This window comes from Microbacterium hydrocarbonoxydans (genome assembly GCF_900105205.1).
GTDB classification, from domain to species: Bacteria; Actinomycetota; Actinomycetes; order Actinomycetales; family Microbacteriaceae; genus Microbacterium; species Microbacterium hydrocarbonoxydans.
Window position 1 is genome coordinate 1,402,895 of sequence record NZ_FNSQ01000005.1, and the last position, 22,578, is coordinate 1,425,472.

The following is a 22,578-nucleotide window of genomic DNA, read 5'->3' on the forward strand; positions in this document are numbered from 1 at the left end:
ATATCAGTGGAGGCAGACGCTCAGGGAGTGCCCGGGGTGTCGCTCGCGGGCACACGACACGGCGCGCTTAGGCTCGAACAGCCATGATTCGGTTCGAGAACGTCACGAAACGCTACCGCGGGACCGCGAGGCCCGCGCTGTCCGGTGTCGACTTCGAAGTGCAGCGCGGGGAGTTCGTCTTCCTCGTCGGTGCCTCGGGGTCCGGCAAATCGTCCTGCCTGCGGCTCATCCTGAGGGAGGACGTGCCGACGACAGGTCGCGTCGCCGTGCTCGGACGTGATCTTCGCTCGCTCGCGAACCGCAAGGTGCCGTACTTCCGGCGCCACATCGGATCCGTCTTCCAGGACTTCCGCCTGCTCCCGTCGAAGACGGTCTACCAGAACGTGGCGTTCACGCTGCAGGTGACCGGCTCCTCCCGCGGCTTCATCCAGCAGGCGGTGCCGGAGGCTCTCGCCCTCGTCGGACTCGACGGCAAGCAGAAGCGGATGCCGCACGAGCTCTCCGGTGGAGAGCAGCAGCGCGTCGCGATCGCCAGGGCGCTCGTCAACCGCCCCCAGGTGCTGCTCGCCGACGAGCCGACCGGAAACCTCGACCCCGCCACCTCGGTCGACATCATGCAGCTGCTCGCGCGCATTAACGCCGGAGGCACGACTGTGCTCATGGCCACTCACGAGGCGGCGTTCGTCGACCAGATGCAGCGTCGGGTCATCGAGCTCCGTGACGGCGAGATGGTGCGTGACGAGGTGCACGGCGGATACGGCGACACCTCCAACATCCCTCGACTCGTGCCGGAGGAGGTGCGAGGCGCGGCGGCCGCCGCAGCCCTCACCGCGGTCCAGGAGGTGCAGCGCCAGACCTCCGACCTCTCGATCGTCCGGGCGGCCCTCGCCGAGGAGCTGAGTGCCCAGCGCAAGGCCGCAGCGGCGTCGTCCGACGCCGTGCCGACGGCATCCGAGACTCCCGAGGCGCAGGCCGCACCGCTCGAGGAGCCGGTCGTCGAGCAGCCGGTCGTCGAGCAGGTCGCTGCGCGGATGCCCGGTGAGACGACCCCCGTCGCTCCCGCCGGTCCGCGCACGCACCCGATCGTGCTTCCCGAGGTCGACGTCGCCGAACTCGGGGTGGCCGATCGACTCGGCCTCTCTGATGACGGCGCAGAGGAAGTGGGCCCGACCTCATGAGAATCGGACTCATCCTCACCGAGGTCCTCGGCGGCCTGCGGCGCAACATCTCGATGGTGATCTCCGTCGTCCTGGTGACCTTCGTCTCGCTGACCTTCGTCGGCGCAGCCATCCTCATGCAGGCGCAGATCGGCACGATGCGCGGTTACTGGACCGAGCGGGCGCAGGTCGCGGTCTACATGTGCTCGGACATCTCCGAGCAGGACACCTGTGTCGACGGCGGTGCCTCTGAGGACCAGGTGAATGCCGTCCGCGACCAGCTGGAGGGCGAGGCGCTCGCGCCGCTCATCAGCGAAGTCACCTTCGACTCGAAGGAAGACACCTACGCCAAGCTGGTCGACCAGCTGGGCGAGGACCAGGCCAGCGTGATCACGCCGGACCAGGCGTTCGAGGTGTTCTTCGTGACGATGAAGGACCCTGGGCAATCCCAGGTCATCGCGGAGGCGTTCAACGGCGTCGCCGGGGTCGAGCAGGTCCAGGACCAGCTGCAGTACCTCGAACCCCTCTTCTCGGCCCTCACCGTCGCGACGTACATCGCCGTTGGGATCGCCGTGCTCATGCTCATCGCCGCCATCCTGCTGATCGGCACGACCATCCGGCTATCCGCGTATGCGCGGCGCAAGGAGATCGGGATCATGCGTCTGGTCGGCGCCTCGAACCGCTTCATCCAAACGCCGTTCGTGCTGGAGGGCGTCTTCGCCGCATTCCTCGGGTCCGTCCTGGCGAGTGCCGCCGTGGTCGCAGGTGTGCACTTCGGTGTCGACGGCTACCTGCGAGGGCGCGTCCCGTTCATCACGACCTGGGTCTCGATGAGGGACGCCGCGATCGTGGTGCCGGTCCTGATCGGCATCGGCGTGGTGCTCGCCGCGCTCTCGGCAGGCTTCGCGATCCGTCGCTGGCTGCGCACGTGAGCCGCCCGTCGGTATAGACTGACAGGCTGTCGTGCGCCCGCCACCGGGCTCTGGAGCCACTGCACGGCACGGATCAGGAGAGAATCATGCCCAGGGAACGCGGGGAGAAGGTCATCGCGACCAATCGTCGCGCACGTCACGACTACAACATCGAGAAGTCGTACGAGGCGGGGATGGTGCTCACCGGCACCGAGGTGAAGTCGCTGCGCCAGGGGCGCGCGAATCTGAGCGACGGCTACGCGTTCGTCAAGGGCAACGAGGTGTTCCTCGACTCCGTGCACATCCCGGAGTACTCGCAGGGCCACTGGACCAACCACTCGGCCAAGCGCGTCCGCAAGCTGCTGCTGCACCGCGAGGAGATCGCGAAGCTGCAGCATGCCGTCTCGGCCGGTGGCTACACGCTGATCCCGCTCAAGCTGTACTTCTCCGACGGTCGGGCCAAGGTCGAGATCGCTCTCGCCAAGGGCAAGCGCGAGTTCGACAAGCGCCAGACGCTGCGCGAGCGTCAGGACACCCGCGAGGCCGAGCGCGCGATGCGCCTGCGCAACCGCGTCGGCGAGTGATCAGCTCTCGGTAGCGAACCCGAAGACGCGGCCGAGGAACGAGTACTCGCGCTCGAGCGCATCCACGATCGTCTCCTTCGCACGGAACCCGTGTCCCTCACCCGGGTAGAGGACGTACTCGTGATCGATCCCGCGCGCAGCCAGTGCGTCGCGGATGGCCTCCGACTGCGACGGCGGCACCACCCGGTCATCCGCTCCCTGCATCAGCAGCACCGGCACATCGATCCGGTCCGCATGGGTCAGGGGAGAGCGGTCGACGTAGAGATCCTCGGCCTCCGGCAGCGGGCCGACGAGACCGTCGATGTAATGCGCCTCGAAGTCGGGGGAGTGCGCGGTCAGCATCCGCAGGTCGGCCACGCCGTAGCGGCTGATGCCCGCCGCGAACGTGCCGCCTCGGACGAGGGCGGACAGCACCGTCCAGCCGCCGGCAGATCCGCCGCGGATCGCGATGCGGTGAGGATCCGCGAGGCCGGCCTCGGCGAGGCCGCGGGCGGCGGCGATGACATCGTCGACGTCCACGACGCCCCATGCCCCGTCGAGGCGCTCACGATAGGCGCGTCCGTAGCCGGTGGAGCCGCCGTAGTTCACGTCGAGCACGCCGATGCCCCGGCTCGTCCAGAACGCGATGGCGGCCGATGCGGCTCCCGTGACGTGCGCGGTGGGACCGCCGTGCACCCACACGATGTAGGGCGCGAGCTCGCCCTCGGGTGCCGACGTCGTCGGGTTCGCCGGGGAGTACACGAAGGCGTGCACGTCGCCGTGCGCTCCCTTCACGACCAGTGAGGAGGCTGCGGGCATCCAGTCGGGGTCGACGGGCTCGGCACCGGTGATCGCCGTGACCTCACCCGAGTCCACGTCGACGCACCACACGCCAGGCGATGTCGTCGAGCTGTTCCCGGAGAGCAGCACCCGGGTGCCTGAGACGTCGTCGACGCTGACATGTCCGTCGGCGGGGAGCTCGAGCACCCGGGCGGCACCGTCGTGATCGAGGAGGACGACCTCGTCGCGTCCTTCGGTCCGCACGGCGACGAGACGCCCGTCATCGAGCGGCCGGTACCAGCGGTTGCCCAGCACCCAGAGCCCGTATCCGGTGTCGGCGTCGACGTCGTCGTCACCCACGGGCTCCGCCGGCCCGAGCGCTCGGAGATTCTCGATGCGCTGACGGTGCAGCGTCCAGCGACGGGAGGGATCGTCGGCGTAGACGAGTTCCGTGTCATCCAGCCATTCGGGCTGCAGAGCCGCGCGGGCGGGCAGCTCGACGGCGGTCGCACCGTCCGAGAGCTTGAGGGCGGCATGTTGCCACGGCATCCGCCGTCCCGACCACTCGACCCAGGCGATGCGGGTACCGTCGGGGGAGAGGGCGGGATGCGCGTAGAACGACTCGCCCTCGACGACCACGTGCAGTCGAGAGGCGTCGTCGTGCGCCGAACCGTCGGTGGGGATCTCGATGATCGCCCGGCGGTGAGGGTCCTGCGTCAGGTCTTCCCTGACGGCGAACAGGCGGCCCTGCTGCAACCGCAGGCCGCCGTGGGCGGGGCCCGCGGGGGTCAGCGGGGCCGGTGTGCCGCCCCGCGGCATCCGATGCACGCGCTGATCTGAAGCGGCCACGAAGTAGAGAGTGCCGTCGTCGTCGGCTGTCCATGCCCCGCCGCCGTACTCGTGCACCCGCGAGCGAGCGCTCCAGGGGGCGGGAAGGATGTCGGCCCCGGTCGAGCTGCGCACGGTCAGGCGCCCGCCCTCGGAGGGGACGGATTCGCCCCACCAGATCTCCTCGCCGACGAATAGGGCGCCGTCGATCCGTGGTGCGGCGGTGGCGACAGTGGCGGGGGAGAAGGGAGAGGGCCAGGTACCGAACGGCGACGACATGCTCCGAGCCTATGGTGCCGACCGACGGCCCGCATCGGGCGGAGTGCGGACGACGGTGCCGCGCATGACGAAGGCTCCTCCTGTGCAGGAGGAGCCTTCGCGGGAGTCAGACGGCGCGCAGCACGGCCACGATCTTGCCGAGGATGACGGCTTCGTCACCCAGGATCGGCTCGAACGCGGAGTTGCGCGGCAGCAGCCACGTGTGGCCGTCACGGCGACGCAGCACCTTGACCGTGGCCTCGCCGTCGAGCATGGCCGCGACGATCTCGCCGTTCTCCGCGCTGTTCTGCGACCGGACGACGACCCAGTCGCCGTCGCAGATCGCCGCGTCGATCATCGACTCGCCCGAGACGTTGAGCATGAAGAGGTCGCCCTTGCCGACGAGCTGCCGGGGAAGGGGGAAGATCTCCTCGACCTGCTGATCGGCGGTGATCGGAACCCCGGCGGCGATACGCCCGACCAGGGGGACGAGTGCGGCGTCGCCGACAGGCGTCGCGACATCGGCGGGGTTCTCGCCGCTCGTACCGGGCAGGTCGATGAGCACCTCCATGGCACGCGTCTTGCCCGGATCGCGCCGCAGGTAGCCGCTGAGCTCGAGCTGACCGAGCTGATGGGTGACGCTCGACAGCGACTTCAGGCCGACGGCGTCGCCGATCTCGCGCATGCTGGGCGGGTAGCCGTGCCGGCTGATCGAGGTCTGGATGACCTCGAGGATCGCCATCTGCTTGGGACTCAGGCTCTTCCGGCGACGCGTTCGCGGGACGTCGGACTCGGGTGCGGAGTTCTCGCTCATGGTGCTCCTCAGGTATGCGATCCGGCGTCTCAGTTCGAATGTCGGAGGTCCGTGGTGGGGTATCCGTATCGAAACCGTATCCGAGAATCGCGCTGATGTGGAAGATCTGTTCGAGCGTGTCGGCCGAATATCGGATGTGTTTTTCGAAGAACGCTTGACAGATGTTCGAATTCGAAGATACCTTCGGAACGTAGCTTCGCATCAAAGGCTCCCGGCCGAGACGCGGATGCGAACGCTACGCCAACTTCACCGTTTCGGCGGGAGATGCAGAGGAGCCACGACATGAGCACCATCACCTTCAGCACCGCAGCAGTAGTTCTTCCGGTTCGCCCGGCGACGCGGCTCAAGCTGACGGCGCGTGGCCGCCGTGTCGTCCTCGCGATCGCGGCAGTGCCGCTCGCCGTGGGGATCGGCTTCGCCGCTCTCAGCGGCGGCAGCGCGATGGCATCGGGAGAGCAGGTGGCCACCGCGTCGTTCGCCACCGTGACGGTGATGCCGGGCGACACCCTGTGGTCGATCGCCGAGAGCATCGCACCGGCTGCCGATCCGCGCGAGGTCATCGGCGACATCACCCGCTTGAACGTCCTGCACGGCGGCGAGCTGCAGATCGGTCAGGAACTGGCCATCCCCGCGCAGTACTCCGAGTGAGGCCCCGCGCAGTCCTTCTGCGTCATGACGAGAGTCGAGTGGTCTGACGCGGCCTACCATGGGAAGGGTGACTGCATCACTGTCTGACCTCCCGCTTCGCGACGACCTTCGAGGCCTCACGCCGTATGGCGCTCCTCAGGCTCCGCTTCCGATCGCCCTGAACGTCAACGAGAACACGCATCCCGTGCCGGATGCCGTGGCGAGCGACATCCTCGACGACATCGCGGTCGCATTGCGGGATGTGAATCGGTACCCCGACCGTGAGTTCACAACGCTGCGCGAGGGATTCGCGGAGTATCTCGGACATGGACTCCAGCCCGAACAGATCTGGGCGGGCAACGGATCGAACGAGGTGCTCCAGCACATCCTCCAGGCGTTCGGGGGACCGGGGCGCACGGCGTTCAGCTTCGCACCGACGTACTCGATGTACCCGCTCATCGCCCAGGGCACGGGCGCGCGCTGGATCGCAGGCGCCCGCCAGCCCGACTACACGATCACGCCCGATGAGGCGGCCGCGCAGGTCGAGGAGCTCGACCCCGACGTCATCCTGCTGTGTTCCCCGAACAACCCCACGGGCACCCCGCTCGGTCTCGACGTGGTCGAGGCCGTCTACGAGGCGTCGCGCGGCATCGTGATCGTCGATGAGGCGTACCAGGAGTTCGCGCCGCACGAGGCGCCGTCGGCGCTGACTCTGCTCGACGGGCGACCGCGCCTCGCGGTGTCGCGCACGATGAGCAAGGCCTTCGCGTTCGCGGGAGCACGAGTGGGCTATCTTGCCGCCGACCCCGCGTTCATCGACGCTCTCCGCCTCGTGCGTCTGCCGTACCACCTGAGCGCCCTGACACAGGCGGCAGCGATCGCCGCTCTGCGCAACTCCGAGGTCATGCTGGGCATGGTCGAGGAGATCGTGGAACAGCGCGATCGCATCTCCGCCACCCTCGAGGCGCTGGGGTACACGCCCCACGAATCGTGGTCGAACTTCGTCCTGTTCGGCGGCGTCGCCGAACCGCAGCGGGTCTGGCAGCAGCTCTACGACCGAGGCGTCCTCATCCGCGATGTCGGAATCCCTGGACACCTGCGCGTCACCGCCGGCACCGAGGCGGAGACCACCGCGTTCCTCGACGCCCTCGCCTCGATAGGATCGGCTTCATGAGCAGCCCCGTCCAGACCCCGCGCACCGCCTCGCGTGTGCGCAGCACGTCGGAGTCCACCGTCGAGCTCGAACTGAACCTCGACGGCACCGGTGCGAGCCGCATCGACACGTCGGTGCCGTTCTTCGACCACATGCTCACGGCCTTCGCGAAGCACTCGCTCACCGACCTCACGGTGCGCGCCTCCGGTGACACGCAGATCGATGCGCACCACACGGTCGAGGACGTCTCGATCGTGCTCGGACAGGCCATCCTCGAGGCGCTCGGCGACAAGTCGGGCATCTCCCGCTACGGCGATGCGCTGGTGCCTCTCGACGAGGCGCTCGCGCAGGCGGTCGTCGACATCTCGGGGCGTCCCTACCTCGTGCACACCGGGGAGCCCGCAGGATTCGAGCACCACCTGATCGGCGGCCACTTCACGGGATCGCTGGTGCGTCACTCGTTCGAGGCCATCAGCTTCAACGCCGCGCTCACCGTGCACGTCCGGGTCCTCGGCGGCCGCGATCCGCACCACATCGCGGAGGCGGAGTACAAGGCGTTCGCCCGCGCGTTCCGTCAGGCCAAGGCTCTGGATCCGTCTGTGGACGGCATCCCCTCGACCAAGGGCGCACTGTGAGCAGCGCGCCTCGTGTCGCCGTCTTCGACTATGAATCCGGCAACGTCCACTCGGCGGTCAAGGCGCTCGTCGCGGCGGGTGCGGATGCGGTGCTCACCCGCGACCGCAAGGAGGCGCTCGAAGCCGACGGCCTCGTCGTGCCAGGCGTCGGCGCATTCCAGGCCGTCCGTGATGCGCTCTTCGCGCACGGCGGTGACGAGATCATCGATCGACGCCTCGCCGGAGGTCGCCCCGTGCTCGGGATCTGCGTCGGCATGCAGGTGCTCTTCGCGCACGGCGTCGAGCGCGGTCACGACACCGAGGGCCTGGCCGAGTGGCCGGGAGCCGTCACCGAGCTCAACGCTCCCGTGCTTCCGCACATGGGATGGAACACGGTCGAGCCGGGCTCCGACTCGGTGCTCTTCCGGGGTATCGAGAACGAGCGCTTCTACTTCGTGCACTCCTACGCCGCGCAGTCGTGGGAACTCGATGTGATCCCGCCGTTCCCGCAGCCGGTGCTCACCTGGTCGACGTACGGGGACCCGTTCCTCGCCGCTGTCGAGAACGGACCGCTGTCGGCCACCCAGTTCCACCCCGAGAAGTCCGGGGATGCGGGCATCCAGCTCCTCCGCAACTGGGTCGACAGTCTCCGCGGCTGACAGCGCGCGCTGACGGGCGTCGCACGCCCCCGACCGGTCCGCGCTGTCAGAACCCGCGAGCGACCGCGGCGGCAGCAGACAACCACGCCTGCTGCGTCGGCGCCGCGAGACCCCGAAGGCGCAGGTGACCGTCGACCATCTCACGGTCGAACGGGATGCTGACGACCTCACGAGCCAGCGGCTGGTAGCCCGCCACGACCTCAGCGACATCCGCGGACGACGCCTTCGGATCGGCCTGACTGACGACGACGACCGAATCGCGGGCCAGGCGGGCTGACCGCTCGTCGCGATCCTCCAGCGCCTCGAGAAGCAGTGCTCCTGCTTCGGCGTGGTCGTCGCGGGTCGTCGTGGCGACGACGATCTGGTCGGCGAGATCGATCATCCGCAGCCACATCGGGTCGGACTCGTCATTGCCGGAGTCGATGATGATCAGGCGGTAGAACTTCGCTGCCACCGCATGGATCGAGTCGACGTCCGAGGGGCTCAGCCGGTTCTCATGCGCCAGGCGGATGGGTTTCGAACGCAGGACGTCGTACTTCTCCTGCGGCTGGTGGTGCACGAAGTGCGCGAGATCGGCCGACTGGCCCTGCGCGCCGAGGAGGCGCTGCGTCTGGGGCAGGAGCTCGAGCAGGGTGCGGTCGTGGGCGCCAGCCTCGGTGCGCCAGCCGAGCGTCCCTCGGGTCTGGTTGTTGTCCCACGCGAGCACGCCGGCGCCGCCGTACTGGGCGAAGACCGCCGACAGCAGCACGGTGGCCGGGGTCTTCCCCGCGCCGCCCTTGCCGTTCACGACCGCCACGGTCCGGGGGCCGGGCCAGTGGCGACTCACCTCGTGCTCGTCATCGCGCATGGCGCGTTCGCGAGCGTTCGGGCCGATCGAGAAGCCGACCTTGTTGAGGAAACCGCGTCCGCCGCGACGGGCGGGCTCCTCGCGGCGCTCCTCCTGCAGGAACGAGCGTCGTTCGATGCCCTGCTCCCGCTGCTCGCGGCGCGAAGGCGGCGCGACCGGCGACGGAGCGAGGGGCTGCGCCGGTGACATGGATGGCGTGGCCGGGGTCGACGGCAGCGCCGGAGCCGGTGACAGAGACGGCGCGGCGGGCACGGACGGGCTCGTGGGGACGCCCGTGATCGGCACCGGAGGCGCCGCAGGGGCTGCGGGGGTCTGCTGCGCAGGCGCGACCGGCGGCGCCGGCCACGACGGAGCTGTCGGAACGCTCGGAGTGGCGGGGGAGACCGGAGATGCAGGCGCAGCGGCATCGCGCCGGACCGCGGTCGGGGCGGTCTGAGCGGTCGGCGTGGTCTGCGGGGTCGGGACGGCGGGCGCGGACGAGGTCGGGGTCGCGGCCGGTGTTACCGGTGCGGCCGCCGGTGCCGCAGTGGGAGCCGGTGCAGCAGCAGTCGCCGGTGCAGCAGCGGGAGTCGAAACGGCAGCCGCCGCAGCGGCGGCCTCCGCCCGCGTGGCGGGTGCTGCCGTCGCCGGAGTGGCCGCGGTGCTCGCCGCTCTCGGTGCCCTGGGCACCGTCATCTCGGGCACGGAGTCGTCGATGTCTGCGGACGCGGCGGCATCCGCCGGGCGCGGAGGCCGTGCCAGAGGAGCGGCATCCTCAGGGTTCAGCGGGACGTGAGCCACGATGTCCGGGTTCTCCGGCGGCATCGGGTTCCCGCGTCGCAGGGGTCCGCCTCCTCGCGGTTCCGCATCGCGCACCATGCAATATCTCCTCACCGACCGAACAGGGGTGTCATCGAGGCTACCGCCTGATGCCTGATGTTCTCTGCGGTCATCATTTTGGAGCGGGCGGATGCGCGGGCTAGTGTCGATTCTCGTGCCGACGAATCGGCCCTCCCATCTCACCTGAGGACGTCATGAACGACTTCGCGCAGTCTCCTTCGCTCACCCTGCTTCCCGCTGTCGACGTCGCCGGGGGCAAGGCGGTCCGGCTCACCCAGGGCGAGGCCGGCACCGAGACCAGCTACGGCGACCCGCTGGATGCCGCAGGGGAGTGGGTGGCGCAGGGCGCGAAGTGGATCCACCTCGTCGACCTCGACGCCGCGTTCGGTCGTGGCAGCAACGCACCGATCCTCCGCAAGGTCATCAAGCAGTTCAAGAACGTCAACGTCGAGCTCTCCGGCGGCATCCGTGACGACGCGACGCTCGAGGCCGCACTCGAGAGCGGTGCGAGCCGCATCAACCTCGGCACCGCGGCGCTGGAGAACCCGGAGTGGGCGGCCGACGTGATCGGTCGCTTCGGTGAGGCGATCGCCGTCGGACTCGACGTCCGCGGCACGACGCTCGCCGCACGGGGCTGGACGAAGGAGGGCGGCGATCTCTGGGAGGTCCTCGAGCGTCTCGAGGATGCCGGGTGCAGCCGCTACGTCGTCACCGATGTCACCAAGGACGGGACCCTCAAGGGCCCGAACCTCGAGCTCCTCCGTGAGGTCACCGCCCGCACCCCGAAGCCCGTCGTCGCCTCCGGCGGCATCTCCAACCTCGACGACATCGCGGCCCTCCGCGAGCTGGTGCCGCTCGGTGTCGAAGGTGCCATCGTCGGCAAGGCGCTCTATGCCGGCGCGTTCACGCTGGCCGAGGCTCTGGATGTCGCGGGAGACTGACGACACCGGCGCCCACGGGTCGCACGACCACGGTGTCCCGCGCAACGACGGCGACTCTGCCGGCGTGCCGTGGGAGGGCCGCAGCTTCGAGTCGAACCCGCACGCGGGTGACGACGGATCGGCCGACCCCGCTCTGCTCGATGCGCTGCTGAGGTTCCGCGCGGGCGATGGTTCGCAGGCCGAGGTGGTCGACGCGTTCCGCAGTGCCAGGGTGCTCATCCCGCTCATCGCGGAGAAGGGCGAGGAGGGCGTGGCGCCCAGCGGGCTCACCGTCGACAAGACGCAGGAGCTCTCCATCGTCACGGTCGCGGCCCCGGACGGGCGCCGTGTGCAGCCGGTCTTCTCCTCCGTCGAGGCGATGCAGCGGTGGGATGCCACGGCGCGGCCGATTCCCGTCGAGGCGACGCGCGTGGCGCTCGCGGCATCGGCCGAGGACACCGACCTCATCGTGCTCGATCCGACCTCCGACACCGAGTTCGTCATCCGTCGCCCCGCCGTGTGGGCGATCGCTCAGGGGCATCGGTGGGAGCCGAGCTTCCTCTCGCCCGAGGTCTTCCACGCGCTGCAGGAGAGCGTCGCCCATGAACTGGCCGTCATCGATGTCTCGGTCGCGGCGGGGGATCCGGACGCACGCCTGCGCGGACCCGAGCTGGTCGTCGTCCTCGAGCTCGTGGATGGACTGGAGCGAGAGGTTCTCGATGCGGTCCTCGCCCGACTCGCTCAGCGCTGGGCTGCCGATGACCGCATCGCGGTCCTCGCGGACTCGCTCACCGTGAAGCTCCGCCGCTCGCTCTGAGTGCTCGTCGCATCGTAGGGTGACCGCATGCGCCGAACAGCCGTCGTGACCATGGCCTTGACGCTCATGATCGGCCTGGCCGGCTGTGATACGTACTGTCCGGCGATCGGATGGGTCAACAGTCTGAGAGTCGACACCAGCGCGATCGATGGAGTCACCGACCTGCAGTTCTGCATCGATGAGGAATGCTCGCCGCGTGCACACGAGACGCAGCCGACGGGCTCTGTCGCGACGATGTTCTCGGCGCATCAGGACGGCGACGACTGGACGCTGAACCTCGACATGACCGCACCCGAATCCGTCGTCATCCGAGTGTTCGCCGCCGACGGCGCACTCCTGAGGGAGTCCGAGCACAGGATCGACTGGACGCCTCCGACCGGCCAGTGCGGAGGGGCGACGACGGCCCCGCCGATCGTTCTCGTGGGCTAGTTGACCGGCCCTGTCCACTTCTCGCCCGGGCCCTTGCCGATGGGGTCGGGGATGGTCGAGGCCTCGCGGAAAGCGAGCTGCAGAGACCGCAGGCCATCGCGCAGGGAGCGCGCGTGCATGTCGCTGATCTCCGGAGCGCCCGCGGTGATGAGTCCTGCGAGCGTGTTGATCAGCTTGCGGGCCTCGTCGAGGTCGAGCTGGGCGGCGGCATCCGGGTCGTCGGCGAGGCCGAGTTTGACCGCGGCGGCGCTCATCAGGTGCACGGCGGCGGTGGTGATGACCTCCACGGCCGGCACGTCCGCGATGTCCCGTGTGGCGGAGGAGGCCGCCTCCTCCTGCCGGGCCCAGCGCTCTTCGCGCTCGCGTGCGGCCTCGTCCGATGCCTGGTTCGTCACTTCGCCTTGCCTTCTGTTAGACTGTGTCGGGCTCCGGAGCGTCATGCTCCGGCACGAAAGAGGATTCACTTCCCACCCGCGCTTGCCGTTCCAGGCTACCGGGTCTTGCACTCCACCGGCTTCGTCGTCAGACGGATCCGGCAGACAGGGTGCGGAGCCGGCGTCTGAATGCCGGTGGGTGGGGACGATTCTGATTTCGCCCGGGATGCTGACAGCGTTCCGGTGGCCGAATCCCATCGTCTAAGGAGTTCCGCATCAGCGATCCCCGCACCAATGAGCGCATCCGCGTCCCCGAGGTCCGCCTCGTCGGTCCCGCGGGTGAGCAGATCGGCGTCGTCCGCATCGAGGCGGCGCTGCGCCTTGCGCAGGAAGCCGACCTCGACCTCGTCGAGGTCGCACCCAACTCGAAGCCGCCCGTAGTCAAGATCATGGACTACGGCAAGTTCAAGTACGAAGCCGCCCAGAAGGAGAAGGAAGCTCGCCGCAACCAGGCGAACACCATCCTCAAGGAGGTCCGCTTCCGCCTGAAGATCGAAGCGCACGACTACACGACGAAGCTCAAGCGCGCCGAGGGCTTCCTCAAGGCCGGCGACAAGGTGAAGGCCATGATCCTCTTCCGAGGCCGCGAGCAGTCGCGTCCGGAGCAGGGCGTCCGTCTGCTGCGCAAGTTCGCCGAGGATGTCGCGGAGCTCGGAACCGTCGAGTCGAACCCGACCATCGACGGTCGCAACATGGTCATGATCGTGGCTCCGCTCAAGAGCAAGTCCGAGGCCAAGCAGGAGCAGAACGCCGTCCGCGACGCCCAGCGCGCAGCGAACAAGCAGGCTGCCCGCGAGGCCAAGAGCGACACGGACGCTCCTGCCGCAGCCGCGGCGGAGTGACTCCGCCCCAGAACTCCCGCACCGCGGGTTGACACCGTCGCCTGAGAAGGCGCCATACGAAGGAAGAGAAGATGCCGAAGCAGAAGACCCACTCGGGTGCTAAGAAGCGCTTCAAGATCACCGGCAGCGGCAAGCTGAAGAAGCAGCAGGCCGGAATGCGCCACAACCTCGAGCACAAGTCGAGCCGTCGCACCCGTCGCCTCAACCAGGACCAGGTTCTGTCGAAGGCAGACTTCAAGGTCGCCAAGAAGCTTCTCGGCCGCTGACGCGCCCGAACGCACGAATAGGAACACAGGAAAATGGCAAGAGTCAAGCGGGCGGTAAACGCCCACAAGAAGCGTCGCGTCATCCTCGAGCGCGCCTCCGGCTACCGCGGTCAGCGTTCGCGCCTCTACCGCAAGGCCAAGGAGCAGGTCATCCACTCCCTGGTGTACTCGTACCGGGACCGTCGCAAGCGCAAGGGCGACTTCCGTCGCCTCTGGATCCAGCGCATCAACGCCGCTGCACGCCAGAACGGCATCACGTACAACCGCTTCATCCAGGGCCTCGGCCTCGCGGGTGTTACCGTCGACCGTCGTATGCTCGCTGACCTCGCGGTCAACGACGCCGCGACCTTCACGACGCTGGTCGAGACGGCGAAGAAGGCTCTGCCCTCTGACGTCAACGCCCCGAAGACGGCTGCGTAAGCAGGCTCTTCTCACAGAGGACGCTCTCCTTCGGGAGGGCGTCCTCTGTCGTTCTCCCGTCGTTTGCACGGAGGGGCGCCCGCGGTTCTCTAGACTGAGGACGTGCTGGAGAACCCCCGTTCGCCCCGAGTCCGTGCAGTCGCCAAGCTGACCAAGCGCAGTGCGCGTACCGAGACCGGTCTGTACCTGCTCGAAGGCCCTCAGGCGGTGCGCGAAGCGCTGACCTACAGCCCCGAGGCGATCGTCGAGCTGTTCTCGACGCCGACCGGCTGGGAGAAGCACCCGGACATCCGGTCGAAGGCGGCGGATGCCGACATCGAGGTCGAATACGTCACCGAGTACGTGCTGAACGCGATGGCCGACACGGTCACCCCGCAGGGTCTCGTCGCGGTCGTCAGGCAGACCCCGACCTCGGTGAAGGACATCTTCGCCGCCTCGCCTCGCCTGGTGGCCATCTGCGAAGAGGTCAGGGACCCCGGCAACCTCGGCACGATCATCAGGGCAGCGGATGCCGCGGGCGCCGACGCCGTCGTGCTCACCGGTCGCACTGTCGATCCGTACAACCCGAAGGTCGTGCGAGCGACCACCGGCTCTCTGTTCCATCTGCCGGTGTCGGTGGGCGCCGAACTCGCGGACGTCGTCGAGAAGGCTCATGCCGCAGGGCTCCGGATCCTCGCCGCGGATGTGAAGGGCGACGACCTGCTGCGTGCCCGCGCGGACGGCGTGCTCGCCGAGCCGACGGCCTGGCTCTTCGGCAACGAGGCCCGCGGCCTCGAGGACGAGGCGCTGGCACGAGCGGACCAGGTGCTCAAGTTGCCGATCTTCGGCCGCGCCGAGTCGCTGAACCTTGCGACGGCGGCGAGCGTGTGCCTGTACGAGAGCGCCTTCGCGCAGCGCGCCGCCACTGTGGCCTGACCCCCGCCGGTCCGCTCGCTGCCTGCGTGGCTGGTAGGTTTAGGCCTGCTCGAGCGGAGAAGGGGACCCAGAGTCGATGAGGATTCTGATCGTGGAGGATGACGAGCGCGTCGCCGCCGCCCTCGAAGCATTCCTGGCGCGTTCGGGCTATGCGACCGCCCGCGCAGCCGACGGGGCATCCGCTCTGGAGATGCTGGGGGCGGACACCGAAGTGGTGCTGCTCGATCTCGGGCTGCCTGACGTCGACGGCATCGACCTGTGCCGCCGCATCCGTGGCCGATCCGAGGTGCCGATCGTCATCGTGACGGCGCGCAACCAGGTCACGGAGCGCATCAAGGGACTCCGAGCCGGCGCGGATGACTTCGTCGTGAAGCCGTACGACGTGCATGAGCTCCTTGCGCGGATCGAGGCGGTCACGCGCCGCTCGCGGCCGATGCGACCGGAGTCCGAGGCGCGGGTGCAGCTGCAGGGCGGTGTCGTGGAGATCGACCTCGTGGCTCGTCAGGTCACCATCGATCGGTCGCCGGTGGAGCTCACGCGCAAGGAGTTCGACATCGTCGCCGTCCTCGCCCGGTACCCGGGAGTGGCGGTGCCCAAGGAACGCCTGATCCGCGAGGTGTGGAACACCGACTGGCGCGGCTTCGGTCACTCGCTCGAGGTGCATGTCGGCGCGATCCGCCGCAAGGCCGGGCAGCACCGGCTGATCGAGACGGTGCGCGGCGTCGGCTACCGGCTGGCGGGATAGCGGACGATGCGCCGCCGTCTCATCGTCGTCTTCCTGGTGCCTCTCGTGGCGATCCTCCTGTCGCTCGGCGGCACGGCCGCATGGAGCGCGACGCGCAGCATCCAGCAGGCCTTCTACACCGAGCAGCTCGGCGACCTGGGCTATTTCGTCACCAGCGCGCGGCAGGCACTGAGGTCGGGGAGCGCGACGGTGATCGACGCCGAGGTGAAGCGGTTCGAGGTGGTGTACGGCATCCGGGTCCTGGTCTTCGACCTGGCCGGCGGCCTCTGGGCGTCCGGGGGAGAGGGCGACGACGTGCTCGCCGAGGACGAGGCGGCGAGGGTCGACCTCGCGCTCTCCGGGCGTCGCGCCGAGGCGCCTGAGCCGGTGTTCCCCTGGATCGCCGCCGAGTCGTCGCTCGTCGAGCCCGTCTTCGACGACGGCGACGTGATCGGCGCCGTGATGGTGTCTGCAGATGTCGAGACGCCCCGTACACAGATTCTGCAGCAGATCCTGATCCTGACCCTCATCTCGATCGTGCTGATCGGTCTCGGCGTGATCCTTGTGTTCCAGCTGGCGCGGTGGGTGCTCTCGCCTGTGCGGCGGCTCGACGAGGCCATGGTGGCGATCGAGCGCGGCGAGATGGACGCCAGGGTCGCCGAGGACACCGGGCCACCTGAGCTCCGCCGCATGACACGCGTGTTCAACGGCATGGCGGACGAGATAGAGCGCGTCATGACCCGTCAGCAGGAGTTCGCCCTCAACGCCTCGCACGAGCTGCGCAACCCGCTGAACGCGCTGCTGCTGCGCGTCGAGCACCTCTCCACCGGCCTCGACGCGCGCTGGCAGGACGACATCGAGGAGACGCGGGAGGAGGGGCGCCGGATGGCTCGGATCCTCGAGACCCTGCTCGGGCTCGCGCGCGGCGGTCGTGCCGACACCACGATCTCCGCCGTCGACCTGGCCGCGCTGGCCTCACGCCGGGCGGACGCCTGGCGCGAGGTGGCGGCGCAACGAGGCGTCATCATGCGGGCGACGGCCACCGGCCCGATCCTCTGCGTGACGGACCGGACGATCGTGGAGAGCGCCCTGGACGCCGTGATCGACAACGCGGTCAAGTTCTCGCCCGCGGGAGCCGCCGTCGAGATCGACACGCACCTCGACGACGGGGAATGCCGACTCTCGGTGCGGGATCACGGCCCGGGTCTCACCAGTGAGCAGGCCGCGAACGCCGCGGATCGGTTCTGGCGCAGCGACGACAGTGGCGAGACTCCGGGCTCGGGGCTGGGCCTCGCCATCGCCACCGACCTCCTGCGGTCGATCGGGGGCGAGCTCCGCGTCGGATCGGCGGCGGGCGGCGGGCTCCAGGTGACCCTGGTGCTCCCGGACGGAGCAGAGCAGTGAGCGGCGGCGCGCGCAGCGGAGTGATGCTCCGACGGATCGTCGGCGTCGTCCTCGCCGTCACCATGCTCGGTGCGACCAGCGCCTGCAGCACCCGAGCGACCGAGTGGACGGATTCGACCTACGAGATCGCCGGTGGCGGGGCGAACGGCGTCTACTACGCCTACGGCAGCGAGCTGGCGAGCGAACTCGAAGCCGCCTTCGACGTGGAGATCAGCGCCGCGGAGACGGCCGGCTCCGTCGACAATCTGCTGCGCGTGGGATCGGGGGAGGTCCTGCTGGCCTTCGCCCAGGGCGATGCGGCAGCGGATGCCGTGGCCGGCGCCGGAGCGTTCGACGAACCGCTGCCTGTCCAGGCGATCGCGCGGCTCTACGACGAGTACCTCCATGTCGTGGTCAGGGCGGACTCGGACATCGAGGAGCTCGCCGACCTCTCGGGGCGCACCGTGTCGCTGGGCGCGGAGAACTCGGGTGTCAACGTGATCGCCGGGCGGGTGCTGGATGCCGCAGCGGTCGACGTCGCATCGATCACCGACCCTCAACTCGACCTCGGCGAGTCGATCAGCGCGCTGGAGGCCTCGGAGATCGACGGCTTCTTCTGGGTCGGCGGCATCCCCACACCGGGGATCGCCGAACTCGCGGAGACGACCCCCGTCCGGCTGCTCGCGATCGACCAGAGCTGGGTGAACGAGGTCAACGGACGCTATTCCGACGCCTACCGTTCGTCCGACTTCCCGGTCGGGCTGTACGGGCTCGATCGCTCGGAACCGACGATGGCCGTCCCCAACTACCTCGTCACGGGCGCGGATACTCCGGACGCCGTCGTCCGTGACGTCCTCACCGGCCTCTTCGACGCCCGCACCCGCATCGCTCACACCGTCCCGGCGGCGGCGCTGCTCGATCGACGGCAGGCGATCTTCACCGGCCCGGTCGAGCTTCATCCGGGAGCGATCGAGTACTACCGAGCGCAACGGGATTGAGGCCTCAAGAAACCCTCAAGATCCGCTCGGATGAGCGCGACGCTCTGCCACTCTGGTGATCGATCGCGCTCGATTCGACGGAGAATTCAGATGCCACGGAGCCCACGCCATTCATGCAGGCGCGGGCTCGGCCTCTCCTCCGGAGGATCTCGGGATCACATCCGATCGGAGGCTTGCCGTCTCGTTCTACCAGGGGAGGAACGCGGCGGCAGGGACGCCCCCACGGTTCGCGGGGGCGGACCGGGGGGCACTCCGGTGCCCGGCGCGAATCCGTCCCGTCGCGTGGTTACGAACGTGTAAATGTCGAGGTGTCCGTGTGGAGCCCCGTGTTCGACCTGGCTAGTTTGGAGAAATGATGACCTCTGGTAAGCCCCTCGTCGTGGTCGACAACGTCCAGAAGCACTATGGCGACTTCCAGGCGCTCACCGACATCGACCTCACCGTCGACGCCGGCGAGGTCGTGGTCGTGATCGGTCCGTCCGGTTCTGGCAAGTCGACCCTCTGCCGCACGATCAACCGGCTCGAGACCATCACGAGCGGCACGATCAGCATCGACGGCAAGGCGCTCCCCGCCGAGGGCAAGGGCCTCGCGAACCTCCGCGCCGACGTCGGCATGGTGTTCCAGTCGTTCAACCTGTTCGCCCACCTCACGATCCTCGAGAACGTCACGCTCGGCCCCATCAAGGTCCGCGGACTGAAGAAGGCGGATGCCGACAAGGAGGCGATGGCGCTCCTCGAGCGGGTCGGCGTGGCGCAGCAGGCGTCCAAGCTCCCGGCCCAGCTCTCCGGCGGTCAGCAGCAGCGCGTGGCGATCGCCAGGGCGCTCGCCATGCATCCCAAGGTCATGCTCTTCGACGAGCCGACCAGCGCACTCGACCCCGAGATGATCAACGAGGTGCTCGACGTCATGGTCGAGCTCGCGCACGAGGGCATGACGATGATCGTCGTCACGCACGAGATGGGCTTCGCGCGCAAGGCCGCGAACCGGGTCGTCTTCATGGCGGACGGGCGCATCGTCGAAGAGGCGACGCCCGAGGAGTTCTTCACGAACCCGAAGAGCGATCGCGCCAAGGACTTCCTCTCGAAGCTGCTCACGCACTGATCAGCTCACAGACCCTGCACACACAGCACACGAAGGAGACGCACATGCGACGCACACGGACACTGGCAGGAATCGGGATCGCGGCAGCAGCGCTGCTCGCGCTGACCGCCTGCAACAGCGGCAGCCCGTCCAGCCCCGGCGCTGGCACGGGAGGCGACGAGGGCGAGGACTCCACCTGGTTCGAGGTCGCCGACGACGTGCAGCTCGAGGGCAGCCCCACGTTCGACGCCATCAAGGAGCGCGACAAGGTCGTCGTCGGCGTCAAGGAGGACCAGCCAGGGCTCGGCTTCCTCGACGTCACGACGGACGAGCGCACCGGCTTCGACGTCGACATCGCCCGTTGGATCGCCGCTTCGCTCGGCTACGACGAGGACAAGATCGAGTTCAAGCCGATCGCCTCGGCGAACCGCGAGCAGGCGATCACCAACGGTGACATCGACTACTACGTCGGCACCTACTCGATCAACGACAAGCGCAAGGAGCTGATCGACTTCGCCGGCCCCTACTTCATCACCGGGCAGGGCCTGCTCGTCGGCTCCGACAGCGACATCAAGAGCGAGAAGGACCTGAACGCCGACACCACCGTGTGCTCGGCCACCGGATCGACGCCGATCCAGAACATCCGGGACAACTACCCCGAGGTTCCCACCAAGGAGTTCGACCTGTACTCCGCGTGCGTCGAGGCTCTGCTCTCGGGCGAGGTCCAGGCCGTCACCACCGACCAGGCCATCCTGATCGGCTACGCGGCGCAGGACCCCGACAACCTCATGGTCGTCGGCGAGCCGTTCTCCGAGGAGCGCTACGGCGTCGGCCTCACCAAGGGCGACGACGCACTGCGTGGCCACATCAACGAGCTGTTCACCGACGGTGGCGACATCTGGCAGGCGATCTTCGACAAGAACCTCGGCTCCAGCGGCATCGAGGTCGAGCAGCCCGAGGTCGACGCGTACTGATCCCACTCGGGGTGGCTCTTCCGCGGAAGAGCCACCCCGCACGGTCCTAAGAAGGGGAGGGTGGCGTGGACGTCATCTTCGGCAACACCGATCTCTGGGGACGAGCTCTCAGCAATACGCTGACCCTCTTCTTCGGCGGCGGAGTGCTCGCGCTGATTCTCGGCATCATCGTCGGCGCCATGCGCGTCGCTCCGGTGCCGATCGCCCGCGGAGTGGGGACGGTCTACGTCAACCTCATCCGCAACACGCCACTCACCCTGGTCTTCTTCTTCTTCATCTTCGGCTACCCCCAGCTGGGCCTGCCGAAGGTGAGCACGATGGTGCTCGGGATCCTCGCCATCGGCATCTACACCGCGACCTATGTGGCCGAGGTGATCCGCGCCGGCATCAACACGGTGCCCGTCGGGCAGGCTGAGGCCGCGCGAGCGATCGGACTTCCGTTCGGGCAGGTCATGTCGCTCGTCGTGCTTCCCCAGGCGTTCCGGTCCGTGGTGCCCCCGATGATGAGCGTCTTCATCGCTCTCCTCAAGAACACCACCGTCGCTGCCGGCTTCTCCGTGCTCGAGCTCGGAGCCGTGCGGTCGTACCTCAGCGAGCGCGGTGAGAACGCGCTCGTGGTGCTGCTCTGGGTCGCCCTGATCTTCGTCGCCCTGGTCATGCTCCTCAGCTGGCTCCAGCGCTATCTCGAGAACAAGTGGAGGATCGCGCGATGACTTCCGTCCTGTACGACGTCCCCGGTCCGAAGGCCATCCTGAGGAACCGTCTCATCGGCGTGGCCACCGTGGTGGTCATCCTCGCGCTGCTCGGCTTCATCGGCTACCGGTTCTGGGAGAGCGGCCAGTTCGAGGCGTCCCGGTGGTACGTGTTCTCCTTCAGTGCCGTGTGGGCGCAGATCTTCGAAGCGCTCGGCAGCACGCTGGCGGCTTTCGCCGTCGCCGCCGTCCTCAGCATCGTGCTCGGGTTCGTCCTCGCGATCGGGCGTCTCTCCGACCACGCCTGGATCCGCGTCCCGGTCACCGTGGTGACAGAGCTCTTCCGCGCCGTGCCGGTGCTCGTGTTCATGATGCTGCTCTACTACGGACTTCCCGTCATCGGCGTCAAGATGGAGCCGTACTGGGCAGTCGTCCTCGCGCTCATGGCGTACAACGGCTCCGTCCTCGCCGAGGTGATCCGCGCCGGCGTCGAGTCGCTGCCTCGCGGTCAGAAGGAGGCCGGTTACGCGATCGGTCTCCGCAAGAGCGGCGTCATGCGACTCATCCTGCTCCCGCAGGCGATCCGGGCGATGCTGCCCGTCGTCGTCGCCCAGCTCGTGGTGACGATGAAGGACACTGCGCTCGGGTTCATAATCACCTACCCTGAGCTGCTGTACTTCGCCAAGCAGCTGACCTCCCAGCAGGGACGCCCGGTGCTCCAGTCCGCGTTCGTCATCGGCGGGATCTACATCATCATGTGCCTCATCCTCTCCGGTATCGCCCGGTGGATCGAGATCCGCACGCGCCGATCCCCGAAGGTGCAGGCCATCAATGCGGCAGGCAACCCCGCAGCGGACGATGAGTCGACGATGACCCAGGTGATCGCGATGCAGAAGGGCGCAGGCAAGTTCGACGGGACGAACACAGGTTCAGGCGCGCTCTGACCCTCTGGCAGGCTGGTCGGATGCACGTCGAACCGGTCTCGCAGTATCCGCCCGCGTCGAGCCGCACGCTCGCGCAGTGGCTGGATCCGGAGCTGTCCGCCCGTCACGGCTCCGATGCGCGCACGCGACTGCGCGAGATCGCAGACGGAAGGGCGATGCGTCGGGCGATGTGGGCGGCCTTCCTCGCCCTCGGTGCGTCCGCTGTCGTCCTGGGCGCGGCGTTCCTCGTATTCGGCTGGTGGACGGCTGCGGTGGCGACTGCTTCGGCCGGCGGCGTCGTCGCGGCGGCATCCGCTCTCTTCCTGCGACGCGAGCGCCGGAGGATCCCGCGCCCGGGTGAGTCGTACACGACGCGCGGGGCCGGCACTCTGCGCGGGGGCATCGTGGCGGCATCGGGCATGTTCGCTGCAGTGAACGTCTTCTTCGTCCCCGCCATGCTGGCGGGCTCGGATCTGACGCCGATCCTGCTGATCGACGGCGGGCTGGCGCTCCTCCTCGTCTCGGGATTCGTCGTACCGGCAGCCGTCATCGGAGACGGACGTGCAGCGCTGCGACGGGACGCGAACAGGGATCCACATGTGGCCGCCGCGCTGGAACACGAGCGCACCGTGTGGGTGCCGCGCGCCGGGGTCGACATGTTCGGCCCGCTCTGAGGTCCGCCCGCGGCGGGCCTGCCGGGCTGTGACCCGCGAGGCGAGGCCCGCGGCCC

Annotated in this window: 28 protein-coding genes; 24 read left to right on the forward strand and 4 right to left on the reverse strand. The window is 68.5% G+C overall.

Annotated features, from left to right (window positions below; genetic code table 11):
- Window positions 1-83: 83 nt before the first annotated feature.
- From ftsE to smpB, 3 genes are all read left to right on the forward strand, one after another.
- Window positions 84-1,178: a cell division ATP-binding protein FtsE gene (ftsE, locus tag BLW44_RS07095; protein ID WP_060927197.1), complete on the forward strand. Its 1,095-nt coding sequence runs from the start codon at window positions 84-86 to the stop codon at window positions 1,176-1,178.
- Window positions 1,175-2,089: a permease-like cell division protein FtsX gene (gene ftsX / locus BLW44_RS07100; RefSeq protein ID WP_060927198.1), complete on the forward strand. Its 915-nt coding sequence runs from the start codon at window positions 1,175-1,177 to the stop codon at window positions 2,087-2,089. The genes ftsE and ftsX overlap by 4 nt, the downstream gene beginning before the upstream one ends.
- An 86-nt stretch (window positions 2,090-2,175) precedes the next feature.
- Complete coding sequence (smpB, locus tag BLW44_RS07105; RefSeq protein WP_060927199.1) at window positions 2,176-2,652, forward strand: SsrA-binding protein SmpB; 477 nt, start codon at window positions 2,176-2,178, stop codon at window positions 2,650-2,652.
- Here smpB and BLW44_RS07110 read toward each other — a convergent pair whose 3' ends face one another.
- Window positions 2,653-4,518 (reverse strand): S9 family peptidase, encoded by a 1,866-nt coding sequence (locus BLW44_RS07110; RefSeq protein WP_060927200.1) that lies wholly within the window; start codon window positions 4,516-4,518, stop codon window positions 2,653-2,655. It lies immediately after the preceding gene.
- Window positions 4,519-4,624: 106 nt separating this feature from the next.
- Entirely contained in the window at window positions 4,625-5,311 is a 687-nt protein-coding gene (gene lexA, locus BLW44_RS07115) for a transcriptional repressor LexA (protein WP_060927201.1), read from the reverse strand.
- A 282-nt stretch (window positions 5,312-5,593) separates the two neighbouring features.
- Between lexA and BLW44_RS07120 the strand changes: the two genes are divergently transcribed.
- From BLW44_RS07120 to hisH, 4 genes are read left to right on the forward strand one after another with little or no spacing between them, the layout of a single operon-like run.
- On the forward strand, window positions 5,594-5,959 hold the full coding sequence (locus tag BLW44_RS07120) for a LysM peptidoglycan-binding domain-containing protein (protein ID WP_060927202.1): 366 nt from the start codon (window positions 5,594-5,596) through the stop codon (window positions 5,957-5,959).
- Between the two features lie 58 nt (window positions 5,960-6,017).
- A complete protein-coding gene (locus BLW44_RS07125) occupies window positions 6,018-7,112 on the forward strand; it encodes a histidinol-phosphate transaminase (RefSeq protein ID WP_174521362.1) in 1,095 nt (364 codons plus the stop codon).
- Window positions 7,109-7,726: an imidazoleglycerol-phosphate dehydratase HisB gene (gene hisB, locus BLW44_RS07130; protein ID WP_060927203.1), complete on the forward strand. Its 618-nt coding sequence runs from the start codon at window positions 7,109-7,111 to the stop codon at window positions 7,724-7,726. The genes BLW44_RS07125 and hisB overlap by 4 nt, the downstream gene beginning before the upstream one ends.
- Window positions 7,723-8,364 carry an imidazole glycerol phosphate synthase subunit HisH gene (gene hisH / locus BLW44_RS07135; protein ID WP_060927204.1) on the forward strand — a complete coding sequence of 214 codons (642 nt, stop codon included), beginning with the start codon at window positions 7,723-7,725 and terminating at the stop codon, window positions 8,362-8,364. Before hisB ends, hisH begins: the two co-directional genes overlap by 4 nt.
- Window positions 8,365-8,410: 46 nt before the next feature.
- On the opposite strand, the gene BLW44_RS07140 is transcribed toward hisH, so the two are convergent.
- A complete protein-coding gene (locus BLW44_RS07140) occupies window positions 8,411-9,400 on the reverse strand; it encodes a MinD/ParA family ATP-binding protein (RefSeq protein ID WP_060927205.1) in 990 nt (329 codons plus the stop codon).
- On the opposite strand from BLW44_RS07140, the gene BLW44_RS07145 reads away from it, so the two are divergent.
- The 5 genes from BLW44_RS07145 (at window position 9,399) to BLW44_RS07165 (ending at window position 12,196) form a co-directional block, all read left to right on the forward strand.
- Window positions 9,399-9,647, forward strand: a complete 249-nt coding sequence (locus BLW44_RS07145; RefSeq protein WP_074731668.1) for a hypothetical protein — start codon at window positions 9,399-9,401, stop codon at window positions 9,645-9,647. The two genes, BLW44_RS07140 and BLW44_RS07145, sit on opposite strands and share 2 nt — an antisense overlap.
- 9 nt (window positions 9,648-9,656) lie before the next feature.
- Entirely contained in the window at window positions 9,657-9,986 is a 330-nt protein-coding gene (locus BLW44_RS07150; protein WP_074731670.1) for a hypothetical protein, read from the forward strand.
- A gap of 238 nt (window positions 9,987-10,224) precedes the next feature.
- Window positions 10,225-10,971 carry a bifunctional 1-(5-phosphoribosyl)-5-((5-phosphoribosylamino)methylideneamino)imidazole-4-carboxamide isomerase/phosphoribosylanthranilate isomerase PriA gene (priA, locus tag BLW44_RS07155; RefSeq protein ID WP_060927883.1) on the forward strand — a complete coding sequence of 249 codons (747 nt, stop codon included), beginning with the start codon at window positions 10,225-10,227 and terminating at the stop codon, window positions 10,969-10,971.
- Window positions 10,955-11,767 (forward strand): SseB family protein, encoded by an 813-nt coding sequence (locus BLW44_RS07160; RefSeq protein ID WP_060927882.1) that lies wholly within the window; start codon window positions 10,955-10,957, stop codon window positions 11,765-11,767. Before priA ends, BLW44_RS07160 begins: the two co-directional genes overlap by 17 nt.
- A 27-nt stretch (window positions 11,768-11,794) precedes the next feature.
- Window positions 11,795-12,196 (forward strand): hypothetical protein, encoded by a 402-nt coding sequence (locus tag BLW44_RS07165; protein WP_060927881.1) that lies wholly within the window; start codon window positions 11,795-11,797, stop codon window positions 12,194-12,196.
- On the opposite strand, the gene BLW44_RS07170 is transcribed toward BLW44_RS07165, so the two are convergent.
- Window positions 12,193-12,591: a DUF1844 domain-containing protein gene (locus BLW44_RS07170; RefSeq protein WP_060927880.1), complete on the reverse strand. Its 399-nt coding sequence runs from the start codon at window positions 12,589-12,591 to the stop codon at window positions 12,193-12,195. The genes BLW44_RS07165 and BLW44_RS07170 overlap by 4 nt on opposite strands.
- A 230-nt stretch (window positions 12,592-12,821) precedes the next feature.
- Between BLW44_RS07170 and infC the strand changes: the two genes are divergently transcribed.
- From infC to BLW44_RS07230, 12 genes are all read left to right on the forward strand, one after another.
- The gene (gene infC / locus BLW44_RS07175) at window positions 12,822-13,472 is read left to right on the forward strand and encodes a translation initiation factor IF-3 (protein ID WP_074731673.1); all 651 of its coding nucleotides are present in this window, start codon (window positions 12,822-12,824) and stop codon (window positions 13,470-13,472) included.
- Window positions 13,473-13,543: 71 nt separating this feature from the next.
- Entirely contained in the window at window positions 13,544-13,738 is a 195-nt protein-coding gene (gene rpmI, locus BLW44_RS07180; RefSeq protein ID WP_060927878.1) for a 50S ribosomal protein L35, read from the forward strand.
- A gap of 33 nt (window positions 13,739-13,771) precedes the next feature.
- Complete coding sequence (gene rplT / locus BLW44_RS07185) at window positions 13,772-14,158, forward strand: 50S ribosomal protein L20 (protein ID WP_060927877.1); 387 nt, start codon at window positions 13,772-13,774, stop codon at window positions 14,156-14,158.
- 102 nt (window positions 14,159-14,260) lie between these two features.
- Window positions 14,261-15,073, forward strand: a complete 813-nt coding sequence (locus BLW44_RS07190; RefSeq protein ID WP_060927876.1) for a TrmH family RNA methyltransferase — start codon at window positions 14,261-14,263, stop codon at window positions 15,071-15,073.
- A 76-nt stretch (window positions 15,074-15,149) separates the two neighbouring features.
- Entirely contained in the window at window positions 15,150-15,818 is a 669-nt protein-coding gene (locus tag BLW44_RS07195) for a response regulator transcription factor (protein WP_060927875.1), read from the forward strand.
- 6 nt (window positions 15,819-15,824) lie between these two features.
- A complete protein-coding gene (locus BLW44_RS07200; RefSeq protein ID WP_060927874.1) occupies window positions 15,825-17,201 on the forward strand; it encodes a sensor histidine kinase in 1,377 nt (458 codons plus the stop codon).
- Window positions 17,198-18,178 carry a TAXI family TRAP transporter solute-binding subunit gene (locus BLW44_RS07205; RefSeq protein ID WP_245647453.1) on the forward strand — a complete coding sequence of 327 codons (981 nt, stop codon included), beginning with the start codon at window positions 17,198-17,200 and terminating at the stop codon, window positions 18,176-18,178. Before BLW44_RS07200 ends, BLW44_RS07205 begins: the two co-directional genes overlap by 4 nt.
- Window positions 18,179-18,530: 352 nt before the next feature.
- A complete protein-coding gene (locus tag BLW44_RS07210; RefSeq protein WP_420811373.1) occupies window positions 18,531-19,280 on the forward strand; it encodes an amino acid ABC transporter ATP-binding protein in 750 nt (249 codons plus the stop codon).
- Between the two features lie 44 nt (window positions 19,281-19,324).
- The gene (locus BLW44_RS07215) at window positions 19,325-20,233 is read left to right on the forward strand and encodes a glutamate ABC transporter substrate-binding protein (RefSeq protein ID WP_060927873.1); all 909 of its coding nucleotides are present in this window, start codon (window positions 19,325-19,327) and stop codon (window positions 20,231-20,233) included.
- A gap of 65 nt (window positions 20,234-20,298) precedes the next feature.
- Window positions 20,299-20,946 carry an amino acid ABC transporter permease gene (locus tag BLW44_RS07220; RefSeq protein ID WP_060927872.1) on the forward strand — a complete coding sequence of 216 codons (648 nt, stop codon included), beginning with the start codon at window positions 20,299-20,301 and terminating at the stop codon, window positions 20,944-20,946.
- Window positions 20,943-21,869: an amino acid ABC transporter permease gene (locus tag BLW44_RS07225; protein WP_060927871.1), complete on the forward strand. Its 927-nt coding sequence runs from the start codon at window positions 20,943-20,945 to the stop codon at window positions 21,867-21,869. The genes BLW44_RS07220 and BLW44_RS07225 overlap by 4 nt, the downstream gene beginning before the upstream one ends.
- Before the next feature lie 20 nt (window positions 21,870-21,889).
- Window positions 21,890-22,522: a TRADD-N-associated membrane domain-containing protein gene (locus tag BLW44_RS07230; protein WP_060927870.1), complete on the forward strand. Its 633-nt coding sequence runs from the start codon at window positions 21,890-21,892 to the stop codon at window positions 22,520-22,522.
- Window positions 22,523-22,578: the final 56 nt, after the last annotated feature.